Annotated in this window: 18 protein-coding genes and 2 tRNA genes; 18 read left to right on the top strand and 2 right to left on the bottom strand. The window is 33.7% G+C overall.

The annotated features are described in order from the left end of the window. Positions 1 to 54: 54 nt before the first annotated feature. The 14 genes from J7K39_07040 (at position 55) to J7K39_06975 (ending at position 14,560) form a co-directional block, all read left to right on the top strand. Entirely contained in the window at positions 55 to 1,308 is a 1,254-nt protein-coding gene (locus tag J7K39_07040; protein ID MCD6179642.1) for a sigma-54-dependent Fis family transcriptional regulator, read from the top strand. Positions 1,309 to 1,313: 5 nt separating this feature from the next. After that, positions 1,314 to 1,820: an LptE family protein gene (locus J7K39_07035; GenBank protein MCD6179641.1), complete on the top strand. Its 507-nt coding sequence runs from the start codon at positions 1,314 to 1,316 to the stop codon at positions 1,818 to 1,820. Between the two features lie 2 nt (positions 1,821 to 1,822). Next, on the top strand, positions 1,823 to 2,686 hold the full coding sequence (locus J7K39_07030) for a hypothetical protein (GenBank protein ID MCD6179640.1): 864 nt from the start codon (positions 1,823 to 1,825) through the stop codon (positions 2,684 to 2,686). 18 nt (positions 2,687 to 2,704) lie between these two features. Then, on the top strand, positions 2,705 to 3,031 hold the full coding sequence (gene secG, locus J7K39_07025; protein MCD6179639.1) for a preprotein translocase subunit SecG: 327 nt from the start codon (positions 2,705 to 2,707) through the stop codon (positions 3,029 to 3,031). 120 nt (positions 3,032 to 3,151) lie between these two features. After that, positions 3,152 to 3,421, top strand: coding sequence for a co-chaperone GroES (locus J7K39_07020; GenBank protein MCD6179638.1), 270 nt, complete (start codon positions 3,152 to 3,154; stop codon positions 3,419 to 3,421). A gap of 36 nt (positions 3,422 to 3,457) precedes the next feature. Next, positions 3,458 to 5,104, top strand: a complete 1,647-nt coding sequence (gene groL, locus J7K39_07015; GenBank protein ID MCD6179637.1) for a chaperonin GroEL — start codon at positions 3,458 to 3,460, stop codon at positions 5,102 to 5,104. Positions 5,105 to 5,363: 259 nt separating this feature from the next. After that, on the top strand, positions 5,364 to 6,353 hold the full coding sequence (locus J7K39_07010; protein ID MCD6179636.1) for a type 2 isopentenyl-diphosphate Delta-isomerase: 990 nt from the start codon (positions 5,364 to 5,366) through the stop codon (positions 6,351 to 6,353). After that, positions 6,353 to 7,669 (top strand): hydroxymethylglutaryl-CoA reductase, degradative, encoded by a 1,317-nt coding sequence (locus J7K39_07005; protein MCD6179635.1) that lies wholly within the window; start codon positions 6,353 to 6,355, stop codon positions 7,667 to 7,669. The genes J7K39_07010 and J7K39_07005 overlap by 1 nt, the downstream gene beginning before the upstream one ends. 5 nt (positions 7,670 to 7,674) lie before the next feature. Next, on the top strand, positions 7,675 to 8,595 hold the full coding sequence (locus J7K39_07000) for a hypothetical protein (GenBank protein ID MCD6179634.1): 921 nt from the start codon (positions 7,675 to 7,677) through the stop codon (positions 8,593 to 8,595). Between the two features lie 229 nt (positions 8,596 to 8,824). After that, the gene (pepE, locus tag J7K39_06995; protein MCD6179633.1) at positions 8,825 to 9,562 is read left to right on the top strand and encodes a dipeptidase PepE; all 738 of its coding nucleotides are present in this window, start codon (positions 8,825 to 8,827) and stop codon (positions 9,560 to 9,562) included. A gap of 85 nt (positions 9,563 to 9,647) precedes the next feature. Then, positions 9,648 to 9,739 (top strand) — tRNA-Ser (locus J7K39_06990). A gap of 32 nt (positions 9,740 to 9,771) precedes the next feature. Beyond that, positions 9,772 to 9,846, top strand: a tRNA-Pro gene (locus J7K39_06985). 715 nt (positions 9,847 to 10,561) lie between these two features. After that, complete coding sequence (locus J7K39_06980) at positions 10,562 to 12,556, top strand: hypothetical protein (protein MCD6179632.1); 1,995 nt, start codon at positions 10,562 to 10,564, stop codon at positions 12,554 to 12,556. A gap of 39 nt (positions 12,557 to 12,595) precedes the next feature. Then, positions 12,596 to 14,560 (top strand): glycoside hydrolase family 97 protein, encoded by a 1,965-nt coding sequence (locus tag J7K39_06975; GenBank protein MCD6179631.1) that lies wholly within the window; start codon positions 12,596 to 12,598, stop codon positions 14,558 to 14,560. 35 nt (positions 14,561 to 14,595) lie between these two features. Here the strand turns inward: J7K39_06975 and J7K39_06970 are convergent, their stop codons facing one another. Both J7K39_06970 and J7K39_06965 read right to left on the bottom strand, forming a co-directional pair. Continuing rightward, positions 14,596 to 15,600 (bottom strand): 4Fe-4S binding protein, encoded by a 1,005-nt coding sequence (locus tag J7K39_06970; protein MCD6179630.1) that lies wholly within the window; start codon positions 15,598 to 15,600, stop codon positions 14,596 to 14,598. A 42-nt stretch (positions 15,601 to 15,642) separates the two neighbouring features. Beyond that, a complete protein-coding gene (locus tag J7K39_06965) occupies positions 15,643 to 17,655 on the bottom strand; it encodes a tetratricopeptide repeat protein (protein MCD6179629.1) in 2,013 nt (670 codons plus the stop codon). A gap of 29 nt (positions 17,656 to 17,684) precedes the next feature. On the opposite strand from J7K39_06965, the gene J7K39_06960 reads away from it, so the two are divergent. The 4 genes from J7K39_06960 to J7K39_06945 all read left to right on the top strand — a co-directional run. Then, positions 17,685 to 18,644 (top strand): DMT family transporter, encoded by a 960-nt coding sequence (locus J7K39_06960; protein MCD6179628.1) that lies wholly within the window; start codon positions 17,685 to 17,687, stop codon positions 18,642 to 18,644. Further along, complete coding sequence (locus J7K39_06955; protein MCD6179627.1) at positions 18,641 to 19,918, top strand: hypothetical protein; 1,278 nt, start codon at positions 18,641 to 18,643, stop codon at positions 19,916 to 19,918. The genes J7K39_06960 and J7K39_06955 overlap by 4 nt, the downstream gene beginning before the upstream one ends. Positions 19,919 to 20,050: 132 nt before the next feature. Continuing rightward, positions 20,051 to 20,449, top strand: a complete 399-nt coding sequence (locus J7K39_06950; protein ID MCD6179626.1) for a thioesterase family protein — start codon at positions 20,051 to 20,053, stop codon at positions 20,447 to 20,449. A gap of 6 nt (positions 20,450 to 20,455) precedes the next feature. Beyond that, the coding region (locus J7K39_06945) for a hypothetical protein (GenBank protein ID MCD6179625.1) at positions 20,456 to 20,843 on the top strand (388 nt) is incomplete at its 3' end.

Below are 20,843 nucleotides of genomic sequence, written 5' to 3'. Positions count from 1 at the left end.
TAAGATTCTTTGTAATTTAAGGGTCGGAAAAATCCAAAATTAAAATATATAAAAATGGATTTGCAAACTATAAAACAACGCTTTGGTGTTATTGGGAATTCAAGTTCTCTTGAGCGTGCTTTGGATATCGCTGTGCAAGTTGCTACAACGGATTTAACAGTATTAATTACCGGTGAAAGTGGAGTGGGAAAGGAAGTGTTTCCAAAAATTATACACAGCCTGAGCAGTAGAAAACATGGTAATTATATAGCCGTAAACTGTGGTGCTATTCCCGAAGGAACTATCGATTCAGAACTATTTGGTCACGAAAAGGGTTCGTTTACAGGAGCTCACGATGCTCGTAAGGGGTATTTTGAAGTTGCAGATGGAGGAACTATTTTCTTAGATGAAGTAGCAGAACTTCCTCTTGGTACTCAGGTACGCCTTTTGCGTGTGTTAGAAAGTGGAGAATTTATGAAAGTAGGTTCTTCAAAAGGACAAAGAACAGATGTAAGAGTTGTTGCCGCTACTAATGTTAATATTCCGGAAGCAATTGCAAAAGGTAAATTCCGACAAGATCTCTATTATAGATTAAACACAGTTCCAATTCAGGTTCCATCCTTACGCGAGCGTAAAGATGATATTCATTTATTATTCAGAAAATTCGCAAGCGATTTTGCCGAGAAATATCGTATGCCAAGCATTCACCTTGATGCCGAAGCAAAAAAAATATTGTTACGTTACAGATGGGACGGAAATATTAGACAGCTAAAAAATATTGCAGAACAAATCTCTATTATTGAGCAAAATAAATCTATTGATGCAGCAACATTGTCAAAGTATTTGCCCGATACTTATAATCGCGATTTACCTATTCTTTATGATAAGGCAGAGCATGAAAATATTTCTGAACGAGACTTATTGTATAAAGTGTTTTTTGATATGAAACGTGATATGAATGATCTTAAAAAGATTGTTCTTGAGATGTTACAACGTGAAGGAAAATCAGGGAGTTTAAAAGATGCTGAGCCCGATTTGATGGGGAAGTTTCAGTCCGGTTATGAAATTATTCAGAATGCTAATGAACAGAATTCCCAAGCCGTTAAAACTGACGAATTTGGGGTTGAGAATTTTGATGATCAGGTATTTGACTCTGTAAATTCTCCTGTTGAAGTGATAGAAGAATCTCTATCTATTCAGAAAAAAGAAGAAGATTTAATACGCAGAGCTTTAGAAAAACATAAGGGAAAACGTAAAGATGCTGCTAAGGATTTGGGAATTTCTGAGCGTACACTGTATCGTAAAATTAAGGAATATAATATTATTTAAAAAAAATGAGAAAGCTAATAATTATTTTTTCTTTGCTAGTTAGTGCTTTAGGTTTTAATTCCTGCATAACCTATTCATTTACCGGAGCATCTATACCCGTTTCGGCAAAGACAATAAGTATTGGCTATATAGAAAATAATGCCGATTTTATAAATCCTACACTTAGCGAAACATTAACTCAGGCTTTGCGCGATAGGTTTAGCTCACAATCTTCCCTAACATTAATACCTAGTGGTGGCGACCTGCAATTTGAAGGAGAAATTACTAACTATAAAACTAGTCCGCAAGCTATTCAAAGTGACGATTTTGCCGCCTTAACACGATTAACGGTAACAGTTAAAATAAAATATACTAATATTATCGAACCGGAAAATAACTTTAATACTAGTTTTACAGCCTATGAGGATTATGATAGCTCTATGGATTTAGTTAGTGTTCAGGATGGTTTAATAGAGGTGATAAAGGAAATGTTAATCGATGATATTTTTAATAAGGCAGTGGTAAACTGGTAATAATGAATACAGAAAAACTTTTGGAATATATCACTAGGCCGGAATCTCTTAATCAAGATTCGCTTGCTGATATTCAAAAGTTAGTACAAATGTTTCCTTATTCTCAAAATATTCAACTGCTCTATTTATTTAATCTCTCTAATACACAAGATATCCGTTTTGGTAAACAATTGCAAAAGACTGCCACTTATGCGGCAGACAGATCCTTGTTAAAAAAACAAATAGAAGGACTAAAAGCGATTGATTCTAAAAGTATTAATATACAAGATGAATCATTTATTGAAAAAGAAAAAAGTATTTCGGAAACTGTTCCTCTTTCAGAAAAAGAAATAATAGTAAAAGAAAGTGTTACTGATGATGATACAAATAAAATTATTCCTTCATTAAATAAATCGGTAAAACTTGAATATGATAAAAAGCCTGAGGCTAAACCATCCGACAACCTTATTATTGAAAGAAATAAGATACGCTCAAAAGCGGAGCTGCTTCAATTAGTTAAAAAACGCTTGGCTGAGATTGAAGAAAATAAGGCAGAAAAGCAAATAAAAACGACTTCAGGAAAACCTTATTCAGAAGATAAAGAAATGCCTCTTCAAAATAAATTAGATTTAATAGATAAATTTATTAGTGTAGAACCTAGTATTTCACGACCTGATAAAGTGGCTTTTTTTGATCCTGATGTGGCTGCACAAGAAAGCTTATTTGAAGATGGAGCTTTTGTAACAGAAACACTTGCAAAAATATATTCCGATCAAGCTAATTATCAAAAAGCCAAAGAAATTTATCAGTTTTTAAGTTTGAATAATCCAGAAAAAAGTAGTTACTTTGCAGCCCTAATTCAGGAATTAGAAAATAAAATAAATTAATTAAAAAAATACAAAGCAATGGGTGCTTATATAATTGTTTCAGTTTTAATTTTGATAACTAGTGTTTTACTAATGTTGGTTGTTTTGGTGCAGAATTCAAAAGGTGGAGGTTTAGCTTCCAATTTTTCCGGTAACAATCAATATATGGGTGTTCGTAAAACTGCTGACTTTCTTGAAAAATCAACTTGGACATTAGCAATTATTTTACTTGTTTTAAGTTTATTTTCAATATTTGTAATCCCTCGTTCAAATAATGTTGAAGGTACTATTGATACCGAATTGCGTGATCAGATTGAAAATACACAACCTATCGATTTTCAAGCTCCTCCTGCTGATAAAAAATAATCAAGATAAAGAAATTTATAAAATGTCAGATTGTCACACAATCTGACATTTTTTTTTGCTTTTTCCTTTGGCACAATATTAGATAAATTCCGTTCTGTTAACTATTAAAAGAAACTAGAAATGAAAATACAACCACTAGGAAATAGAGTTTTAGTAAAGCCATTAGATGCTGAAGAAATAACAGCAGGAGGCATTATTATTCCGGATACTGCAAAAGAAAAACCTTTAAAAGGAAAGGTTATTGCTGTTGGAAAGGGAACTGATGACAAAGGACTAACAGTTAAGATTGACGATACTGTTCTTTATGGTAAATTTGTTGGTACTGAAGTGAATTTAGAAGGTGCTGATTATTTAATAATAGAAGAATCTGAAATTTTAGCAATTATTTAATAATAAAAATATAATAAATAGATAAAATTTATAATTATGGCAAAAGATATCATATTTGATTACGAAGCACGTGAAGCATTAAAAAAAGGCGTTGATGCTTTGGCTGACGCTGTTAAAGTGACTTTAGGACCTAAAGGTCGAAATGTAATTATTGAAAAATCATTTGGTGGTCCATCAATTACTAAAGATGGTGTTACTGTAGCAAAAGAAATTGAACTGACCGACCCTGTTGAAAATATGGGTGCTCAATTGGTTAAAGAAGTAGCTTCTAAAACAAACGATTTGGCTGGTGATGGTACTACTACAGCTACTGTTTTGGCTCAGTCTATTGTTGATACCGGTTTGAGAAATGTTACTGCCGGAGCAAATCCAATGGATTTGAAACGCGGTATTGATAAAGCTGTTGCTACAGTTGTTGCTGACATTAAGCGTCAAGCAGTTGAAGTTGGTGATAGTAACGAAAAAATTCGCCAAATTGCTTCTGTATCTGCAAATAACGAAACTTCTATCGGAGATATGATTGCAAATGCTATGGCTAAAGTGAAAAAAGAAGGTGTTATTACAATTGAAGAAGCTAAAGGAATTGAAACCAGCGTTGATGTTGTTGAAGGTATGCAGTTTGATAGAGGATATATTTCTCCTTATTTTGTTACCGATACCGAAAAAATGGAAGTCGTTTACGAAAATCCTTACATTTTAATTTTTGATAAAAAGATATCTATTATGAAAGAGTTACTTCCAGCTTTGGAAAAAGTAGCTCAAACAGGTCGCGCACTAATTATTATTTCTGAAGATGTTGAATCTGAAGCCTTAGCTACCCTTGTGGTTAATCGTTTAAGAGGATCTTTAAAAATTGCGGCTGTTAAAGCTCCCGGTTTTGGCGATCGTAGAAAAGAAATGTTAGAAGATATTGCCATTTTAACAGGAGGTACAGTTATATCCGAAGAAAAAGGATATAAGTTAGAAGATGTAACACTTGAACAATTAGGCGAAGCTGAAAAAGTAGTTATCGACAAAGACAATACAACTATTGTAAGCGGAAAAGGCGAAAGCGATCAAATTAAAGCTCGTGTAAATCAAATTAAAGCTCAAATTGAAACAACAACTTCTGATTACGACAAGGAAAAATTACAAGAGCGTTTAGCTAAATTGGCTGGTGGTGTTGCTGTAATTTATGTTGGTGCTGCTTCTGAGGTTGAAATGAAAGAAAAGAAAGATCGTTTTGATGACGCTTTAGCTGCAACTCGTGCTGCTATAGAAGAAGGAATTATCCCTGGTGGTGGTGTTGCTCTGATTCGTGCTATAGATGCTTTAGATGATTGCAAGAGCGAAAATGTTGATGAAAAAACAGGTATTGCTATTATCCGTCGTGCTTTAGAAGAACCATTACGTCAGATTGTAGAAAATGCCGGTATGGAAGGTAGTGTTGTAGTAAACGCTGTTAAAGAAGGCAAAAACGATTTTGGATTTAATGCACGTACAGAAAAATACGAGAATCTTTTAGAAGCCGGTGTTGTTGATCCTGCAAAAGTAACTCGTGTTGCATTAGAAAATGCTGCTTCAATTGCCGGTATGTTACTAACAACAGGTGTTGTTTTATCAGAACATAAAGAAGAAAACGAGCCTGCTATTAATCCTGCCGCTATGGGCGGAATGGGTGGTGGAATGCCTGGAATGATGTAACATTAAGAACACATTAAAATTCCATATATATTTCCAAAAGCTCCAGTTTATCGCTGGGGCTTTTCTTTTTTATTCGTTTCTTCAGCTTAAGATTTCTCTGTGAATCTTAGTGGTTTCTCTGTGTTTCTTTGTGTAATAGCTATAGCACAAAGTTTCTCAAAGAAAACGCAGAGTTTCTCAGAGTTTATAAAGTCATTAGCTCAAATTATTATTATGTCTGATTGATACTTTCCTGAATTCCGTATATTTGTCGATAATTATGGAATCAAGAAAAAAAGATCATATTGATTTAGCTTTACGCTCACAATTCAGTAAAGAATTATTAAATAAAAGATTTTATTACGAGCCTGCTTTAAGTGCACATCCCGCAGAGGAGTTGCAAGTGCAAGATTTTCTTAATAAAAAGCTAAGGTTGCCTATTTGGGTTTCCAGTATGACCGGAGGAACAGCTAAAGCAAAACATATAAATACCAATTTAGCAAAAGTTTGTCGCGAATATGGAATGGGAATGGGATTAGGCTCTTGTCGTCCTCTCTTGGAAGACGATTCCCGTCTATCCGATTTTAACATGCGTTCCATAATTGGTGACGATTTACCTCTTGTAGCTAATTTGGGTATTGCACAAATAGAAGAGTTACTTGAAAAAGATGAAATAGAAAAGCTGCAGCAAATGGTTAAGCTATTAGATGCTGATGGTCTTTTTGTTCATCTTAACCCAATTCAAGAATATCTTCAACCGGAAGGTGATCGATTTCGACTTTCGCCAATTGAAATAATGGAAAGATTATTAGAGAAAGTGGATTTTCCTGTTTTAGTAAAAGAAGTAGGTCAGGGTATGGGACCCAAAAGTATAGAAGCTTTAATGGATTTGGACTTAGCAGGAATAGAGTTCGGAGCCTTTGGAGGAACAAATTTTGCTCAGATGGAATTATATCGTTCAGATGAGCTTAAACAAGAAATATTAAATCCATTATCTACTGTTGGTCATACTGCCGAAGAAATGGTAGATTATTTAAACGGATTACCTTATTCCATAATGCATGAGAAAAATATTATTATTTCCGGAGGTATAAGCAATTGGTTAGAAGGTTATTATTTAATAGAAAAAATAAAATATCCGGCTGTATTCGGTCAAGCTTCAGCCTTTTTAAAATATGCTCAAGGCGACTATAAACAATTAAGCGACTATGTTTTAAACCTAAAAAAAGGTTTATTACTAGCTAACTCCTATTTAACAATTAGACAGTAATGCAAGAAAAAAAGGAAATAAAAGGTTTTTATAAACTTTCCAAATCAGATAAAATAAAAGAAGTAACCCAGTATTTCGAGAACCCAAAAGAGATTAGTGATTTGCTATCTTCTTTTTGGTTTAAAGATGAAGCACTGCAAGATTTATTTGATGAATTTAGCGAGAATACAATTTCGAATTTTCATTTTCCTTTTGGTATTGCTCCAAATGCCGTTATTAACGGGAAGAATTATTTAATTCCGATGGTTATTGAAGAAAGTTCTGTTGTGGCTGCTGCATCTAATAGTGCAAAATTCTGGTCAACACGCGGAGGCTTTCATACACGTATTATATCAACAACTAAAATCGGACAAGTTCATTTCTTATGGAAGGGGAAAAAAGAAGAATTAGAAGCTAATTTCTCCGAATTAAAACAAGAACTTATAAAAGGGACTAATGAGATCACTAAAAATATGCGTGAGCGTGGTGGTGGAATTTTAGATATTGAATTGGTAGATATGAGGAATGAAATTCCGGATTATTATCAATTAAAAGCTAAATTTAACACCCTTGATGCTATGGGTGCTAATTTTATTAATTCTTGTCTGGAAGAATTTGCCGATATTTTAAGGACCTTTATCGCTCGAAAAAAAGAAATATCCGAAAAGGAAGTCAATGTAATTATGTCTATCCTTTCTAACTATACTCCCGAATGTTTGGTAGAAGCCTGGGTAGAATGCCCTGTTGAAGAGTTTGAAGTTATGGATGCAGATATGACAGCAGAAGAATTTGTGTGGAAATTTGAAAAAGCCGTGCAAATTGCTACCGTTGATCCTCACAGAGCAACCACTCATAATAAAGGAATTTTTAACGGAATAGATGCAGTAGTCTTAGCTACCGGAAACGACTTTAGAGCCGTTGAAGCTTGTGGTCATACTTTTGCGGCTCGCGATGGCCAATATCGAAGTTTAACTCAACTTAAAGTCGAAAATGGAATTTTTAGATACTCTTTATTACTCCCAATTTCATTAGGAACAGTAGGTGGTTTAACCAGTTTACATCCTCTCGCGAAATTTACTCTTGAATTACTTGGAGATCCTTCTGCTGAAGATTTAATGCAGATATCTGCAGTTGCCGGACTAGCTAATAATTTTGGCGCTCTAAGGTCTTTAACAACTAAAGGGATACAAAAAGGGCATATGAAGATGCATTTGTTAAATATTTTAAATACCTTTGGCGCGACAGAGGAAGAGAAAGATGCTGCTGTTGAATATTTTAAAACTGAAAAGGTGTCGTTTAATGCTGTAGAAACATTTTTGAAAACAGTACGAAAATAAACAAAGTGAATATATCCGCTTTTCATTCCAACGGAAAATTACTAATCTCAGGTGAATATTTGGTACTTGACGGAGCATTGGCTATGGCCGTACCCACAAAGTATGGTCAGCGTCTTGATGTTAGTTTACACGAAGATTTCTCGGGAATCAGATGGGAATCATATGTGCTAAATAAAGGTTGGTTACACGTAAGTTTTGGTTCTCGACTTTTTAATATTATTCATACTAACGATCAAAAACTTGCTCTACATTTAAAGAAAATACTTAAAAAAGCTTTTGAGTTAGGAAATATAGATGTCGATAATCAAAAAGGAATACTTATTCGTACCAATCTCGATTTCGATAAAAATTGGGGTCTTGGAAGCAGTTCAACATTACTTTCCAATATTGGATATTGGTTAGATGTAGACCCTATAAGCCTTTCTAAAGAAACCTCCAACGGCTCCGGTTTTGATGTTGCTACTGCACGCTCAGATAGTCCGATATTTTATCAGTTAGTCGATGGACAACCCGAAATTTCTACTGTCGATTTTCAACCTCAATTTAAAGATCAGCTTTATTTTGTGCATCTAAACCGCAAGAAAAATTCTGAAGAGAGCGTTACTGACTATAAATCGAAAGTAAAAGCTAAGCAAAGCGATGTTAATGAAATTTCAAATCTCAGTAGAATAATTGCAGGAGCAAAAAATCTTATCGATTTTGAAAAAGCATTGCTTGAACACGAAAATATAATTTCAAAAATTTTGGGAATAGATCGTATTAAAAAACAATTCTTTTCCGACTTCCCCGGTGAAATTAAGTCGCTGGGTGCTTGGGGTGGCGATTTTGTTATGGCTACTTATAATGGACCAGAAAGTCGTTTGCGCGATTATTTTAAATCGAAAGGCAAAAGTACCATTTTGCGTTATGATGATATGGTTCTTTGAGCTTAGAGTTTAAAGTTCAAAGTTTAAAGTTCAGAGTTTAAAGTTTTATCCATTATTTTACTTTTTCATCCCATTATCCTATCATCTCATTATCACATCATCACATTTCAAACTGAGCTTGTCGAAGTTCAGCACATCATTTCAAAATTCTTCCTTTTTTTAAAAATAAATCCAGTCAAAAGCTGTACTTTTATTGCAGATACAAACACTGTACTTAAAGAAAAATATTATGAAGAGAAATCTTTTATTAATCAGTAATTCAACAAATTATGGCGAAGCTTATTTGAGTTGGCCACGCGAATATATTAAATCGTTTTTAAAAGAAACAACAGCTAAGAGAGTTTTGTTTATTCCTTATGCAGGCGTTAATCTTTCTGATGACGGACTAATGGCAAGTTTTGATGCTTATGAAATTAGAGTAAAGGAAGTATTTGCTGAATTAGGTTACGATTTGTATTCTATACATCGCGAAGCAGATGCAGTTAAAGCTGTTCAGGAAGCTGAAGCTATTGCTGTAGGCGGAGGAAACACTTTTCATTTGGTTTATATGATGCATAAAATGAATATTATGGATGCTATTCGCGAAAGAGTGCTTGAAGGTTTACCATATATGGGTTGGAGTGCAGGTTCTAATGTTGCTTGTCCAACATTACGTACTACCAACGATATGCCAATTATTGAGCCCGAAAGTTTTGAATGTTTGAATATTATTCCTTTTCAAATTAATCCGCATTATTTAGATGCTAATCCTGAAGGACATGGAGGAGAGACACGTGAGCAGAGAATAAATGAATTTTTAGCTGTTAATCCTGATATTTATGTTGCCGGACTGCGTGAAGCTTGTTTATTACGAGTTGAAGGAAATACAATTAAACATATTGGAAGTCGTAATTTGAGAGTGTTTAAACAAGGAGAACAAACAAAAGAATACAGCAGTTCTGACAATATTCAATTTCTTTTAAATTAAATGTTGGAATTGCTTGTGTGATTAAAAATAATCTTTATTTTTGCAATCGCAAATGCAAAGAGCATTTTGGTTCATTGAAACCTCTGGAGAGGTGGGTGAGTGGCTGAAACCACATGTTTGCTAAACATGCGTACTTTGAAAAGGGTACCGGGGGTTCGAATCCCCCTCTCTCCGCCATTTGAAATGATGGCAAAATGTTCTTGAAATTTCGGGGTGTAGCGTAGCCCGGTTAGCGCGCCTGCTTTGGGAGCAGGAGGTCGCAGGTTCGAATCCTGCCACCCCGACCCTTAGGGAATCAGTTTACTGATTCCCTTTTTTTATGCCTAAGCTTCAGGTTTTAGTCTTGATTATTAATGACGAAATATCAAAATACTATCACTTTTCGTCATTAAGCTATTTTTGCTTGGGCATAACGGAAGTTCCCCCCGGCTATGCAAAAACTCCAATTTTATTTTGACTTTACGCTCACAAATTGCATTTAACTAAAAAACGAATTTGTTGTTAAGTGTTTTGAAAATAAAAAATGCTCATTATCTTATATAAACCCATGCTAAGATTAATCTAATTTACACACATTTTGATAAAAATTAGACCGAACCTAGGGATTTGAGTCAGGGCTTCACTTAAAGTGAAACCCTAGTTTATTGCTCCTAAGCAAAACACTGCTAAGCTTAATCTTCTGATTAAGCTTCTTTGTTTATCACATACAAATCACAAATATGGTTTAATTTCCAGATTAAGCCGAGCAGAGGAAAAAGTCCAAATTCTCTATCAACAACGTATCAAACAAATCAACTATGTATGCACAAGAGTCGGATGCTACATTAGCCTTAAAATAAATCAAGACTAAAACAGGAAACATTTAAAAATATCAAATATATTATATTCAAATTGTTAAGTATATTGGTTTGTCTCGTTCTGTTAAGAAATAACTTTTCTCAGAAATATAGGATAAAGCATTTAGATATAGTAATTTTAACCATTAAATAAAATATTTGTATGCTAAATGGAATCAAAATAATTATACTATTTACATTTTTTATATGCTTTAGTCCTTATGTGAAATCACAAGGGGCTTCCCGATGGTTTTTAAAAGATGATGGAAGTATAGAATGGTATGTTAAAGCCAATGATTCGCATATGGATCATATAGAAATGAGCGGTTTGCATATTTCTGCAATAGTACACTATGGTGTACGAGAAGGTGAGCTTAAGCAAAAAGTTCAGTTGGTTTTCCCTATGCTAAGAACTATTCCAAATGATACTCATGCCAGTCTGATATACGAAATAGGCAATAGCGAATTTGCTTCAATAAAGATTAATGCTAAAGATGTAGTTGAAAAGCCAAACATTTTTAATATAAAGGGAGTTTTAAGTTATCGTTCAGAGACAGCAGACGGAATTTTAATAGAACACTGTTTATTTCCATCTGTTAATCAAGCTCTGTTTTTTGATAAGGTCAAAATAGTTAATTCTACTGATAAATCAATTAATATTGAGCTTCCGAAGATTGAGCTTTCTCATATAACTGAAGCTGATAAAGGTGTTTATGGATCTTATATTGTTAAAGTTGTGTCAAATAAACATGGCAACTATACTCTAAATCCAAATGAATATTTAGAATATGCATTGATATATTCAGGACGAAAGCTAGGAACTGAAGAACCATATATTTCTCCCGACTACGAATTTAAGAAACGTGAAAAACTTATAGATGAAACTTTTTCAAACTTAATTTTTGAATCTCCTGATAAGGTTATAAACACCACTTTTTCATTTGCTAAGTTAAGAGCAGTAGAGAGTATTTATCAGACTAAAGGAGGATTGATGCATGGTCCGGGTGGTGGAAGATATTATGCGGCCATTTGGGCAAATGATCAGGCAGAATATGCAAATCCATTTTTTCCATTTTTAGGTAATTTAGAGGGAAATGAATCGGCAATTAATTCATTTAGACATTTTGCAAGCTATATTAATCCGGAGTACAAACCAATTCCGAGCTCTATTATTGCTGAAGGAACTGATTTTTGGAATGGTGCCGGAGACAGAGGCGATATGGCAATGATTGCCTATGGTGCTTCTCGTTTTGCTATGGCGTATGGCAATGAAAGTACAGCAAGAGAACTTTGGCCTTTAATTGAGTGGTGTCTTGAATATTCCAAAAGAAAGCTTAATAAAAATGGTGTAGTAGCCTCTGATAGTGATGAGCTTGAAGGCCGATTTCCTGCAGGTGATGCTAACTTAAATACTTCATCATTATATTACGATGCATTAACTTCTGCTATAATGTTGGGGAATGAGTTAAATATAAATCCCTCTGTTTTAAAAGAATACAGTAAACAGGCTAAGGATATTAAAAAATCAATTGAAGATTTTTTTGGATATAATATTGCCGGATTTGAAACTTATAGATATTATGAAGGGAATAATACTTTAAGGGCCTGGATATGTACTCCTCTCACCGTTAATATTTTTACAAGGAGTAAAGAAACTGTAGATGCTTTGTTTTCAGATAAACTTTGGACTTCAGATGGTTTGGCTTCTGAATCGGGAAGTACTACTTTTTGGGACAGAGCTACTTTATATGCTTTAAGAGGAGTATTTGCAGCCGGAGAAACTGAACGCGCAATAGATTTTTTTCAATATTATTCTAAAAGACGTTTATTAGGTGAACATGTTCCATATCCGGTTGAAGCATACCCCGAAGGAAATCAGAGACATTTATCAGCCGAAAGTGCTTTATATTGCAGAGTAGTAACCGAGGGTGTATTTGGAATACGGCCAAGAGGTCTTAATACATTTTCCTTATCGCCAAGATTACCAAAACAATGGGATTCAATGGCATTACGAAATGTAAAATCGTTTAATCAGACTTTTGATATTGAAGTGAAAAGGGAAAAAGATAAGTTGATAATAAAGGTGTTAAACGAAAACAAAATATTTTTAGAAACTAAGGTAGAAACAGGAGAAGTAGTAGAAGTTCAATTTAAATAAGACTTTATTTCTCTCTTCTTCTATAAATATAATCTTATCATGAAAGTATTAACCATTTTATCATTATTTCTCATTTTTCAAATGAGTTCAAATGCGCAAAATTTAACTATTAGTTCACCTAATGGGCAAATTAAAATGTCTATTAATCTTACAGATGAAATTTCATTTTCTATAAGTTTAAAAGATCAGTTAGTTGTTGATAATGCCGTGATAGCCATGAATATGGGGAATAGCAGAATACTTGGAAAAAACCCAGAACTCAAGAGCAGTAAAAATGAGACTTATAAAGGTGAAATTATTCCGCAAGTTCCTTATAAAGATTCTAAAATTATTGACGAATATAATAGGTTAACATTAAATTTTAGTAATAACTATAAAATCATAATCAGGGCTTATGATGATGGACTTGCATACCGATTTGTTGATAATAATAAGAAAACAGAAATTGTTATTGATGAGAAAATGACACTTAGATTTCCGGAAAATACTTTTTCTTATTTTCCAAAAGAAGAGTCAATGTACACACATAATGAACGAAAATATCTTTATAAATCATTGTCGGAATTAGAAACAGGAGATTTTTGCAGTCTTCCGGTAATGTTCAATACCGCTAATGCTAAAGTGCTTTTTACAGAAGCTTCACTTCATAATTATCCCGGAATGTTCCTTAAAAAAGATGGCGATAGCTTTCTTAGTGCTAGCTTTCCTAAATATGTTATCAAAGCTATCCCAAATCAAGAGCACTCTCCCGATCGTAACCAAATTATTACAGAAGAGGCTGATTTTATTGCCAAAGTTGATGGTAACAAATCTTTTCCTTGGCGTGTTTTTATGATTAGTAGTGATGATAGGCAATTTGTTGAGAGTAACCTGATAACAAAGTTATCAGGATTGTCGAAAATTGAAAATGCCGACTGGATTAGACCCGGGAAAGTGGCATGGGATTGGTATAATGCTAACAATATTTTTGGAGTTGATTTTGTGGCTGGACTTAATACAGCTACATATAAATACTATATTGATTTTGCCTCAAAAAATAACATTGAATATGTAATTCTTGATGAGGGATGGACCAAGTCGACAACTGAAATTATGGCTTATAATGACCAAATTGATGTTGCTGAACTGATAGAATATGGTAAATCTAAGAATGTCGGAATAATACTATGGGTTTTGTGGAAACCACTTAGTGAAAATACAAATGAAATATTGAGACTGTATAGTGATTGGGGAGCAAAGGGAGTAAAAGTAGATTTTATGCAGAGAAATGATCAATATATGGTTTCCTCTTATGAGAAAATTGCAAAAATAGCGGCAGGTTATAAGTTGTTAGTTGATTTTCATGGAGCATTTAAACCGGCTGGGATAGAAAGAGTTTGGCCAAATGTTGTCAATTATGAAGGTGTGAAAGGAAATGAAAATAACAAATGGAGTTCTGATATTACTCCCGAGCATAACGTAACAATTCCTTTTATCAGAATGGCGGCAGGACCTATGGATTTTACCCCGGGATCGATGGTAAATACCAACCGCGAAAATTTTAGGATAAGATTTAAAAGACCTATGAGTATGGGTACACGATGTCACCAATTAGCAATGTATACTGTGTATGAAGCACCATTGCAAATGCTGTGTGAATCTCCTTCAATTTATTATAGAGAGCAAGAGTCTGTAGATTTTATTTCTAAAATACCGACTGTATGGGATGAAACTCGTGTATTGAAAGGCGAAGTTTCTAATTATATTTTGGTAGCACGAAGAAAAGGAAATAACTGGTACATAGGAGGGATGACAGACTGGGATGAAAGAGATTTGGAACTGAATTTATCCTTTCTTCCAAAAGCCAATAAGTACAAAATGATAATGTTCCGTGATGGTGTTAATGCAAACGAAATTGCCATTGATTATAAGCGTATCGAACTATCGGTTGATAATACGTATAATGAGAAAATCCATTTGGCAAAAGGCGGAGGTTTGGCTGCAATACTTGAGTTAATAGAATAACTTCAAATAAGAATAACTTCAAATAAAAGATTAACTTATAATCTTGCTAAAGCTAAAAATCCGGCATGTAAACCAACTATTATAGAAATATAAATAACCCAAGCATTTTTATTAGATCCAAAGAAACTGAATCTAATAGATCCTGCATGACAAGAAGTAAGACAATCGCCGCAAAGGGTACAATTCCATCCGGCAGAGCCGCTTTTAACATCTATTGGAGTTAGTGCGTCGTAACGACATTCGGTGCTACAAATACCACAAGAGGTACAGGAATTTTGATCTATTTTTACTCTTAAAGGATATAATTTACCAAGTAAAGTGGTAACGCCTCCAATAGGACAATAAGTTGTACAATGTGTCATATAACCCCTTTTGCGAGAAAAGACTAACATTATAAAAACACCAACTAATCCAAATGCTAAAGCAATTACAAAGGCTATGCTCACCGATACACCAAAATAATTTAATGCTGCTGCAGTTACTGCTACCAAAGCGAGCATCAAATAACGAATAATTATTGTTTGTTTTCTGCTAAATGATTTTTGCGGGCGCTTTTTATTTATGGCAGCCAAATTATCCCAAGCTCCAATATAACATAAATGAGAACACCATCCCGGTCCGGCAATAGCCAAGGTTGACAGTAGAAGTATTGGCATAAAAAGACCTCCTCCACGATAGATGGGAGCTCCAACAATTAGTGCAGGTATAGGCAAATGTAAATCGCCGGTCATAAGAAACTTATCGTTAACGGTAAGTCCTAAAATAAACTGACCAAAGAAAACTACTGAGAAAAATAACCAATATTTTATACGAATATTTCCAATATTTCCTGTTTTAACCATTATTTGTCCAAGCCAAACAGAATAAATGGTCAATACCATAATTTCTATCCACCAACTCCCGGGGAAAAATCGTTCTGCGAGCAACATCGACGGCTGCATAATAAAGTGAATAGGTACTAGTATTAATAATGGCAGCAATAAAGTTATAAAAAATGCTGTGAGGTTGAGTTCTTTGAGAGTTTTTAAAAGTGTATTCATATACTGTTTTACCTAAATTAAATCGGGTGCAAATGTATACATTTATTTTGAAATTGAGCAAAAACGCTTTATAACATTATAGGCATTTGAAATCCCCAATTCTCCGGCTTTGCTTAAATCCGGACAGGCGCTTTTGTTATCTTGTAATAGTAATAAAGTTAAACCTCTATTATAGTATGCTTCTGCTAAATTGGGTTGTAAAGCGATAGCCTGATTATAATCGTTAAGGGCTTTCATATATTGTTGCGACTTACTATATAAATTAGCACGATTGTAATAAATAAATCCGAGTTTAGGATTAATTTGCATGGCCATATTGTAATATTTAATGGCTTCTTTTAAATCGGGGACAGCAAATTTATCGACAGGAGTTTTAAAATCTTTAATATCCTTTTGGATTAAATTATTATTGGTTTCCGAAGATTTTTTAAAGTTTTCCATTGCTATAAGATAGGTCACATTAGCTAAGTTTAAATATGCAAAACCAAAAGTAGGATTTAGTTCAATGGCTTTTAAATAAGAACGCTTAGCACTTGTTAAATTAGCTATCCTTTCGTTTAAGATACCTATATACAGGTGGTTATAGGGGTTGTTTGGTTGTTCTTTTAGTGTGCTATTTAAACGTTGAAGAATTTCTTTGGCTTTAGTAGGATGCAAAAGACTTACTTCTTTAGTTAAACCAAATGCCAATTTATATTGTGATAGGTTGGATTCGTTATACTCGGCAATTTCAGGAACAAAATATTGCTTTCTTCTTTCATCAATATAATTATCCTCATCTTTGGAGAGCATAGAAATATTAAAGTTTGATTCCAGTTCGATATAGATATTTTTAAACTGAATATACCCATTATCGGCATTAGCATTATTAAAATCGCTTTCAAAAGCAATTAATTTAGTTAATTGTAAGCTGTCTTTAAACAATTCAGGAATAGAATCGCTATGGTCAAATTTTTCGCGTATTACTTCTGCTTGCAGATAATCGTTATAAGCACCTTTTTTATCGTTTAATTTTTCTTTTAAAGTCGATCTGTTAAGATAAGCACGTGCAAAATCGGGGAAAAGTTCAATGGCTTTATCGTAATCTTTTAAAGCACCTTTTAAATCGCCCATTATACTTTTAACATTGGCCTTATTATAATAGCCGTAAATATTATTGGGGTTTATAGTTGTTACTTTTTCATAATCGAGCAAAGCTCCCAAATAATTTTTGTCTTCTGTTTTTAAAATGGCTCTATTGTAAAGGGTTAGAGCGTTATTGGGATCTAACTCCAATACTTTTGCATAATCTGCATAAGTCTTATCTTTTTCGTCTAAATAATAATATGAAATAGCTCTAAAATAATAAAGTAACGGATCTTCATCATCTAACTTCATCGATAATTCAAAATCAAAAATAGCTTCCTTATATTTTTTCATTCCGAATTTTAAAATGCCTCTACGTAAATAAGCGGTTTTATTTAAATAGTTGAGCTTTATGGCTTTGTTAATTTCCTCTAAAGCTTCGTCCATTTGCTTTAATTCGTAGAGTGCCAAACCTCTGTTTAGATAAGCATTTTCATTTTTAGCATCTAATATTATTGCCGTATCAAAATCGGCGATAGCACTCTGATAAAGTTTTAATTGAAGTTTTGCAGCACCACGATTAACATAAATATCAGGATTGTTAGGTCCGCGATGAATGGCAGATGCATAGTCTTTTAGTGCTTCGTGATATTTTTTCTGCTGTTGCTTGCAAAGGCCGCGATAAAGGTAAGAGTATGAAAAATAGGAATTTATAGAAATAGAATGATTTAGGTCGGCTATAGCTCCATTATAATCGCCTAAAGAATATTTTGCTAAACCTCTGAAAAAATAAGGCTCAAATTTATCGGGGGCGGCATTAATTGCTATTGTAAGATTTTTAATCGATTCGGTATAGTTATCGTTGAATAAATCTGTTCTCCCCATCGCTAAAAAACGTTTGGTATTTACTTGGGAGTATCCGGTTAATTCAAACGAAAAAAGCAAAAGAAAAATAAATAATGTTCGGTATGGTGTTTTTATAGACCTCATAATTGCGCCAAAATTAGCCTAATTTTTTTATGACTCTATTGGTTTTTAGAGTTTTTAACGAAAATAGGCGTTTTAACGAAATTGAAATATCTTCGCAGACTGATTGTATGGAAAAAGGAAATCTTAAATCGAACTTAATTTTATTGCTTACTGCAGCTATTTGGGGCTTTGCTTTTGTTGCTCAAAGAAAAGGGGCGGAATATGTAGGTCCTCATACTTTTAATGCTTTGAGATTTTCTATAGGTGCAATTTCCTTATGGCCTTTGTATTTACTAACGCGTAATAAAAATGGGGGCGAATGTTTTAACTGGCGAAAAGTAATTAAGTCGGGTGTTTTGTTAGGAGCGGTTTTGTTTATCGCCTCTACGGCACAGCAAATAGGAATGAGTTTTACCAATGCCGGTAAAGCAGGTTTTATAACCAGCTTGTATGTAATTTTGGTTCCTGTTTTCGGTTTGTTTTTGGGGAGAAAAGTTAGTAAGACTCTGTGGGCTGGAGTGGTGATAGCTATGTTTGGTCTGTATTTACTTAGTATTCGTAATGGTTTAACTTTAGAGTTGGGTGATAGCTTGATATTTATGAGTGCTGTCTTTTTTGCTTTTCATATGTTGATGATAGGTGCTTTTGCTCCTAAACATAATGTTATCTTACTGTCGGTTTTTCAGTTTGTTATGGCGGCAATTTTTAGTCTATTTGCTGCTGTATTTTACGAGGAAGTTAATATTGAAGGTATAAAAAATGCTTATGGTGCTATTTTGTATAGCGGATTATTTTCTGTGGGTATTGCTTTTACATTGCAATCTTATGCTCAGAAAAAAGCACATCCTACTCATGCTGCAATAATCTTAAGCTTTGAATCTGTTTTTGCCTTAATAGGCGGATGGTTAATTTTGAACGAACAAATTGATTTACGTGCAGGAATTGGGAGTTTACTTATGTTTTCCGGGATAATTATTTCGCAAATAAATTTTAAAAAATTTAAAAGATGAAAAGAACAGCTTTAATTTTTCTTTTTGTAATTATTTTTCAATTTGTGTTTGCCCAAAAAGGGCTGTCGTTTGCAGAACGTTTAAATACATTGGAAGGTGTTGAAGTAGAGGTTATCCCATCTTTTGATTCATTATATCAGACTTTTAAAATAAGTATTGAACAGCCAATAGATCATAATAATCCGGAAGATGGAGTTTTTTTACAAAAAATTTATCTGTCGCATTTTGATTTGAATCAACCTATTGTTTTAGTAACTGAAGGTTATCAAGCAAAGCATAATTATCTCACTGAGCCGGCCCAATTATTAAATGCAAATCAGATAATTGTTGAGCATCGGTTTTTTGGTGAATCGGTTCCCGATAGTTTGGATTGGACAAAGCTAACTACTTTTCAAGCTGCCTCAGATCATCATCGTATTGTAGAATTATTTAAAGAAATATATGCCGGAAAATGGATTAGTACAGGAATTAGTAAAGGTGGACAAACAACTATTTATTATCGTTATTATTTCCCTGACGATGTTACGGTTTCTATTCCTTATGTGGCTCCATTAAATATTGAACAAGAAGATCCGCGTATAAATCTTTTTCTAAGAACTGTTGGTACACCTGAATGTCGTGCAAAATTACTGGGTTTTCAGCGCAAACTTTTGGCTAAGGAAACAGAAATCCTGCCTCTTTTAAAACGATTTAAAGAACAGAATAACATCGGTTTTACTCAAAGTGATGGTTTAGTATTTGAATTTGCTGTTTTGGAACTTCCTTTTACTTTTTGGCAGTGGGCTCCGTTTTCTTGCAAATCTTTGGATGATGTGGAAAATAGCGCAGAAGCTTTGTTTTATAAACTTAAAAAAGCAGGTATTTTAAATGCGTATTCTGTTGAAAGTCAGTCGTATTATTTGCCGTTTTTAGTTCAAGCTTACCAAGAGATTGGCTATTATAATTTTGATGTAGATTCTTTAAGATCACAACTGAATTATGTAACAGATCCGAGTAATGCTGTGTTTCTGCCCGATTCCTTAAGACTTCCTTATCTTGATAATCAAATGGAAAAAGTACATCATTGGTTAGAAAATAATGGAAATAACTTTCTTTATATCTATGGCGAATTAGATCCTTGGCGTTCTACTTCTCCAAATCCCGATTCAAGAACTAATACATTAAAAATGGTTTTGCAAGGTGGCTCGCACGCAACGCGTTTAAAGGATTTTACAGAAGAGGAACAAAAGAGAGCAGTTGATTTGATTAAAAGTTGGTTGGATGAAAAAGAATAAGATATTTTTTTGATTGATAAGTAATACTTAGTGTTTTTGTGCTTTACTTCGTGTTACTTAGTGGTTAGTTTTTTTTACCACAAAGGTGCTCAAAGGAAATCACAAAGGCACTCAAAGGAAATAAATTTAGATATGAGTTTTACAGCAAAATATACCGTTGGCATTGGCGATATCAATTACGGTGGACATTTAGGTAATGACAAAGCATTGATTATTTTTCACGATGCACGTATACAGTTTTTGAATAATTTTGGATTAACGGAGCTAAATATAGGAGAGAGCAAAGGTATTATTATGGTAGATGCCCAAATTAAATACCTTGGTCAGGTGAGTTTACATGACGAATTAGAGGTGGATATTAATATTGAAGTTGAAAATACCAAAAAGTTTGTTGTTAATTATTTAGTGAAAAATGCTAAGACACATAAGGATGTAATTAGCGGAACTACCGGTATGCTATGTTTCGATTATAGCGTTCAAAAAGTTAAGCAATTGCCTGAAACGTTTGTAAGTTTATTTGGTTCTAAATAATAGTATATGGCTGATTTTGAAGGGTATTTAAGAGGCTTTAGCAAACGTTATGCCGATTTGCTTGTCAAGCAGGATTCAAAAAAACTGCATCTGCTTTTAAAAGAGTCTATTCCTGATTTTGATACTGATGAAAGTAGAATGGTAGCATCACTTCATCAGCAAAAAGCCAGGGCATATGCACTCTTTGCCGAAAATACAGAAATGGATAGGCATTTTGAAGCTGCATTAAAACTTATAGACCAACCGGAAAGCTGGAAGCTTTATCTTGATTGGGCAAATCTTTATTTGATGCAATTACGCATACCTTCTCTACAGGGGAACTCGCAACAGATTTTTGAGAATGCATTAAGTATCATTAAAAGAGTTTTGATTGATTCTTTAAAAAGAGATAGGT

The sequence above is a fragment of the Bacteroidales bacterium genome (assembly GCA_021157585.1).
GTDB lineage: Bacteria > Bacteroidota > Bacteroidia > Bacteroidales > UBA12170 > UBA12170.
This window is presented reverse-complemented; position numbering and strand designations above follow the sequence as displayed.

What these genes read in the sequence shown, in the direction of transcription:
- J7K39_07030 (MCD6179640.1), top strand. Translation starts at nt 1,823, where the DNA reads ATGAATACAGAAAAACTTTTGGAATATATCACTAGGCCGGAATCTCTT.
- J7K39_07010 (MCD6179636.1), top strand. Translation starts at nt 5,364, where the DNA reads ATGGAATCAAGAAAAAAAGATCATATTGATTTAGCTTTACGCTCACAA.
- secG (MCD6179639.1), top strand. Translation starts at nt 2,705, where the DNA reads ATGGGTGCTTATATAATTGTTTCAGTTTTAATTTTGATAACTAGTGTT.
- J7K39_06970 (MCD6179630.1), bottom strand. Translation starts at nt 15,600, where the DNA reads ATGAATACACTTTTAAAAACTCTCAAAGAACTCAACCTCACAGCATTT.
- J7K39_06965 (MCD6179629.1), bottom strand. Translation starts at nt 17,655, where the DNA reads ATGAGGTCTATAAAAACACCATACCGAACATTATTTATTTTTCTTTTG.
- J7K39_07035 (MCD6179641.1), top strand. Translation starts at nt 1,314, where the DNA reads ATGAGAAAGCTAATAATTATTTTTTCTTTGCTAGTTAGTGCTTTAGGT.
- J7K39_07005 (MCD6179635.1), top strand. Translation starts at nt 6,353, where the DNA reads ATGCAAGAAAAAAAGGAAATAAAAGGTTTTTATAAACTTTCCAAATCA.
- J7K39_06975 (MCD6179631.1), top strand. Translation starts at nt 12,596, where the DNA reads ATGAAAGTATTAACCATTTTATCATTATTTCTCATTTTTCAAATGAGT.
- J7K39_07020 (MCD6179638.1), top strand. Translation starts at nt 3,152, where the DNA reads ATGAAAATACAACCACTAGGAAATAGAGTTTTAGTAAAGCCATTAGAT.
- J7K39_06960 (MCD6179628.1), top strand. Translation starts at nt 17,685, where the DNA reads ATGACTCTATTGGTTTTTAGAGTTTTTAACGAAAATAGGCGTTTTAAC.
- J7K39_06980 (MCD6179632.1), top strand. Translation starts at nt 10,562, where the DNA reads ATGCTAAATGGAATCAAAATAATTATACTATTTACATTTTTTATATGC.
- J7K39_06950 (MCD6179626.1), top strand. Translation starts at nt 20,051, where the DNA reads ATGAGTTTTACAGCAAAATATACCGTTGGCATTGGCGATATCAATTAC.
- pepE (MCD6179633.1), top strand. Translation starts at nt 8,825, where the DNA reads ATGAAGAGAAATCTTTTATTAATCAGTAATTCAACAAATTATGGCGAA.
- J7K39_06955 (MCD6179627.1), top strand. Translation starts at nt 18,641, where the DNA reads ATGAAAAGAACAGCTTTAATTTTTCTTTTTGTAATTATTTTTCAATTT.
- J7K39_07040 (MCD6179642.1), top strand. Translation starts at nt 55, where the DNA reads ATGGATTTGCAAACTATAAAACAACGCTTTGGTGTTATTGGGAATTCA.
- groL (MCD6179637.1), top strand. Translation starts at nt 3,458, where the DNA reads ATGGCAAAAGATATCATATTTGATTACGAAGCACGTGAAGCATTAAAA.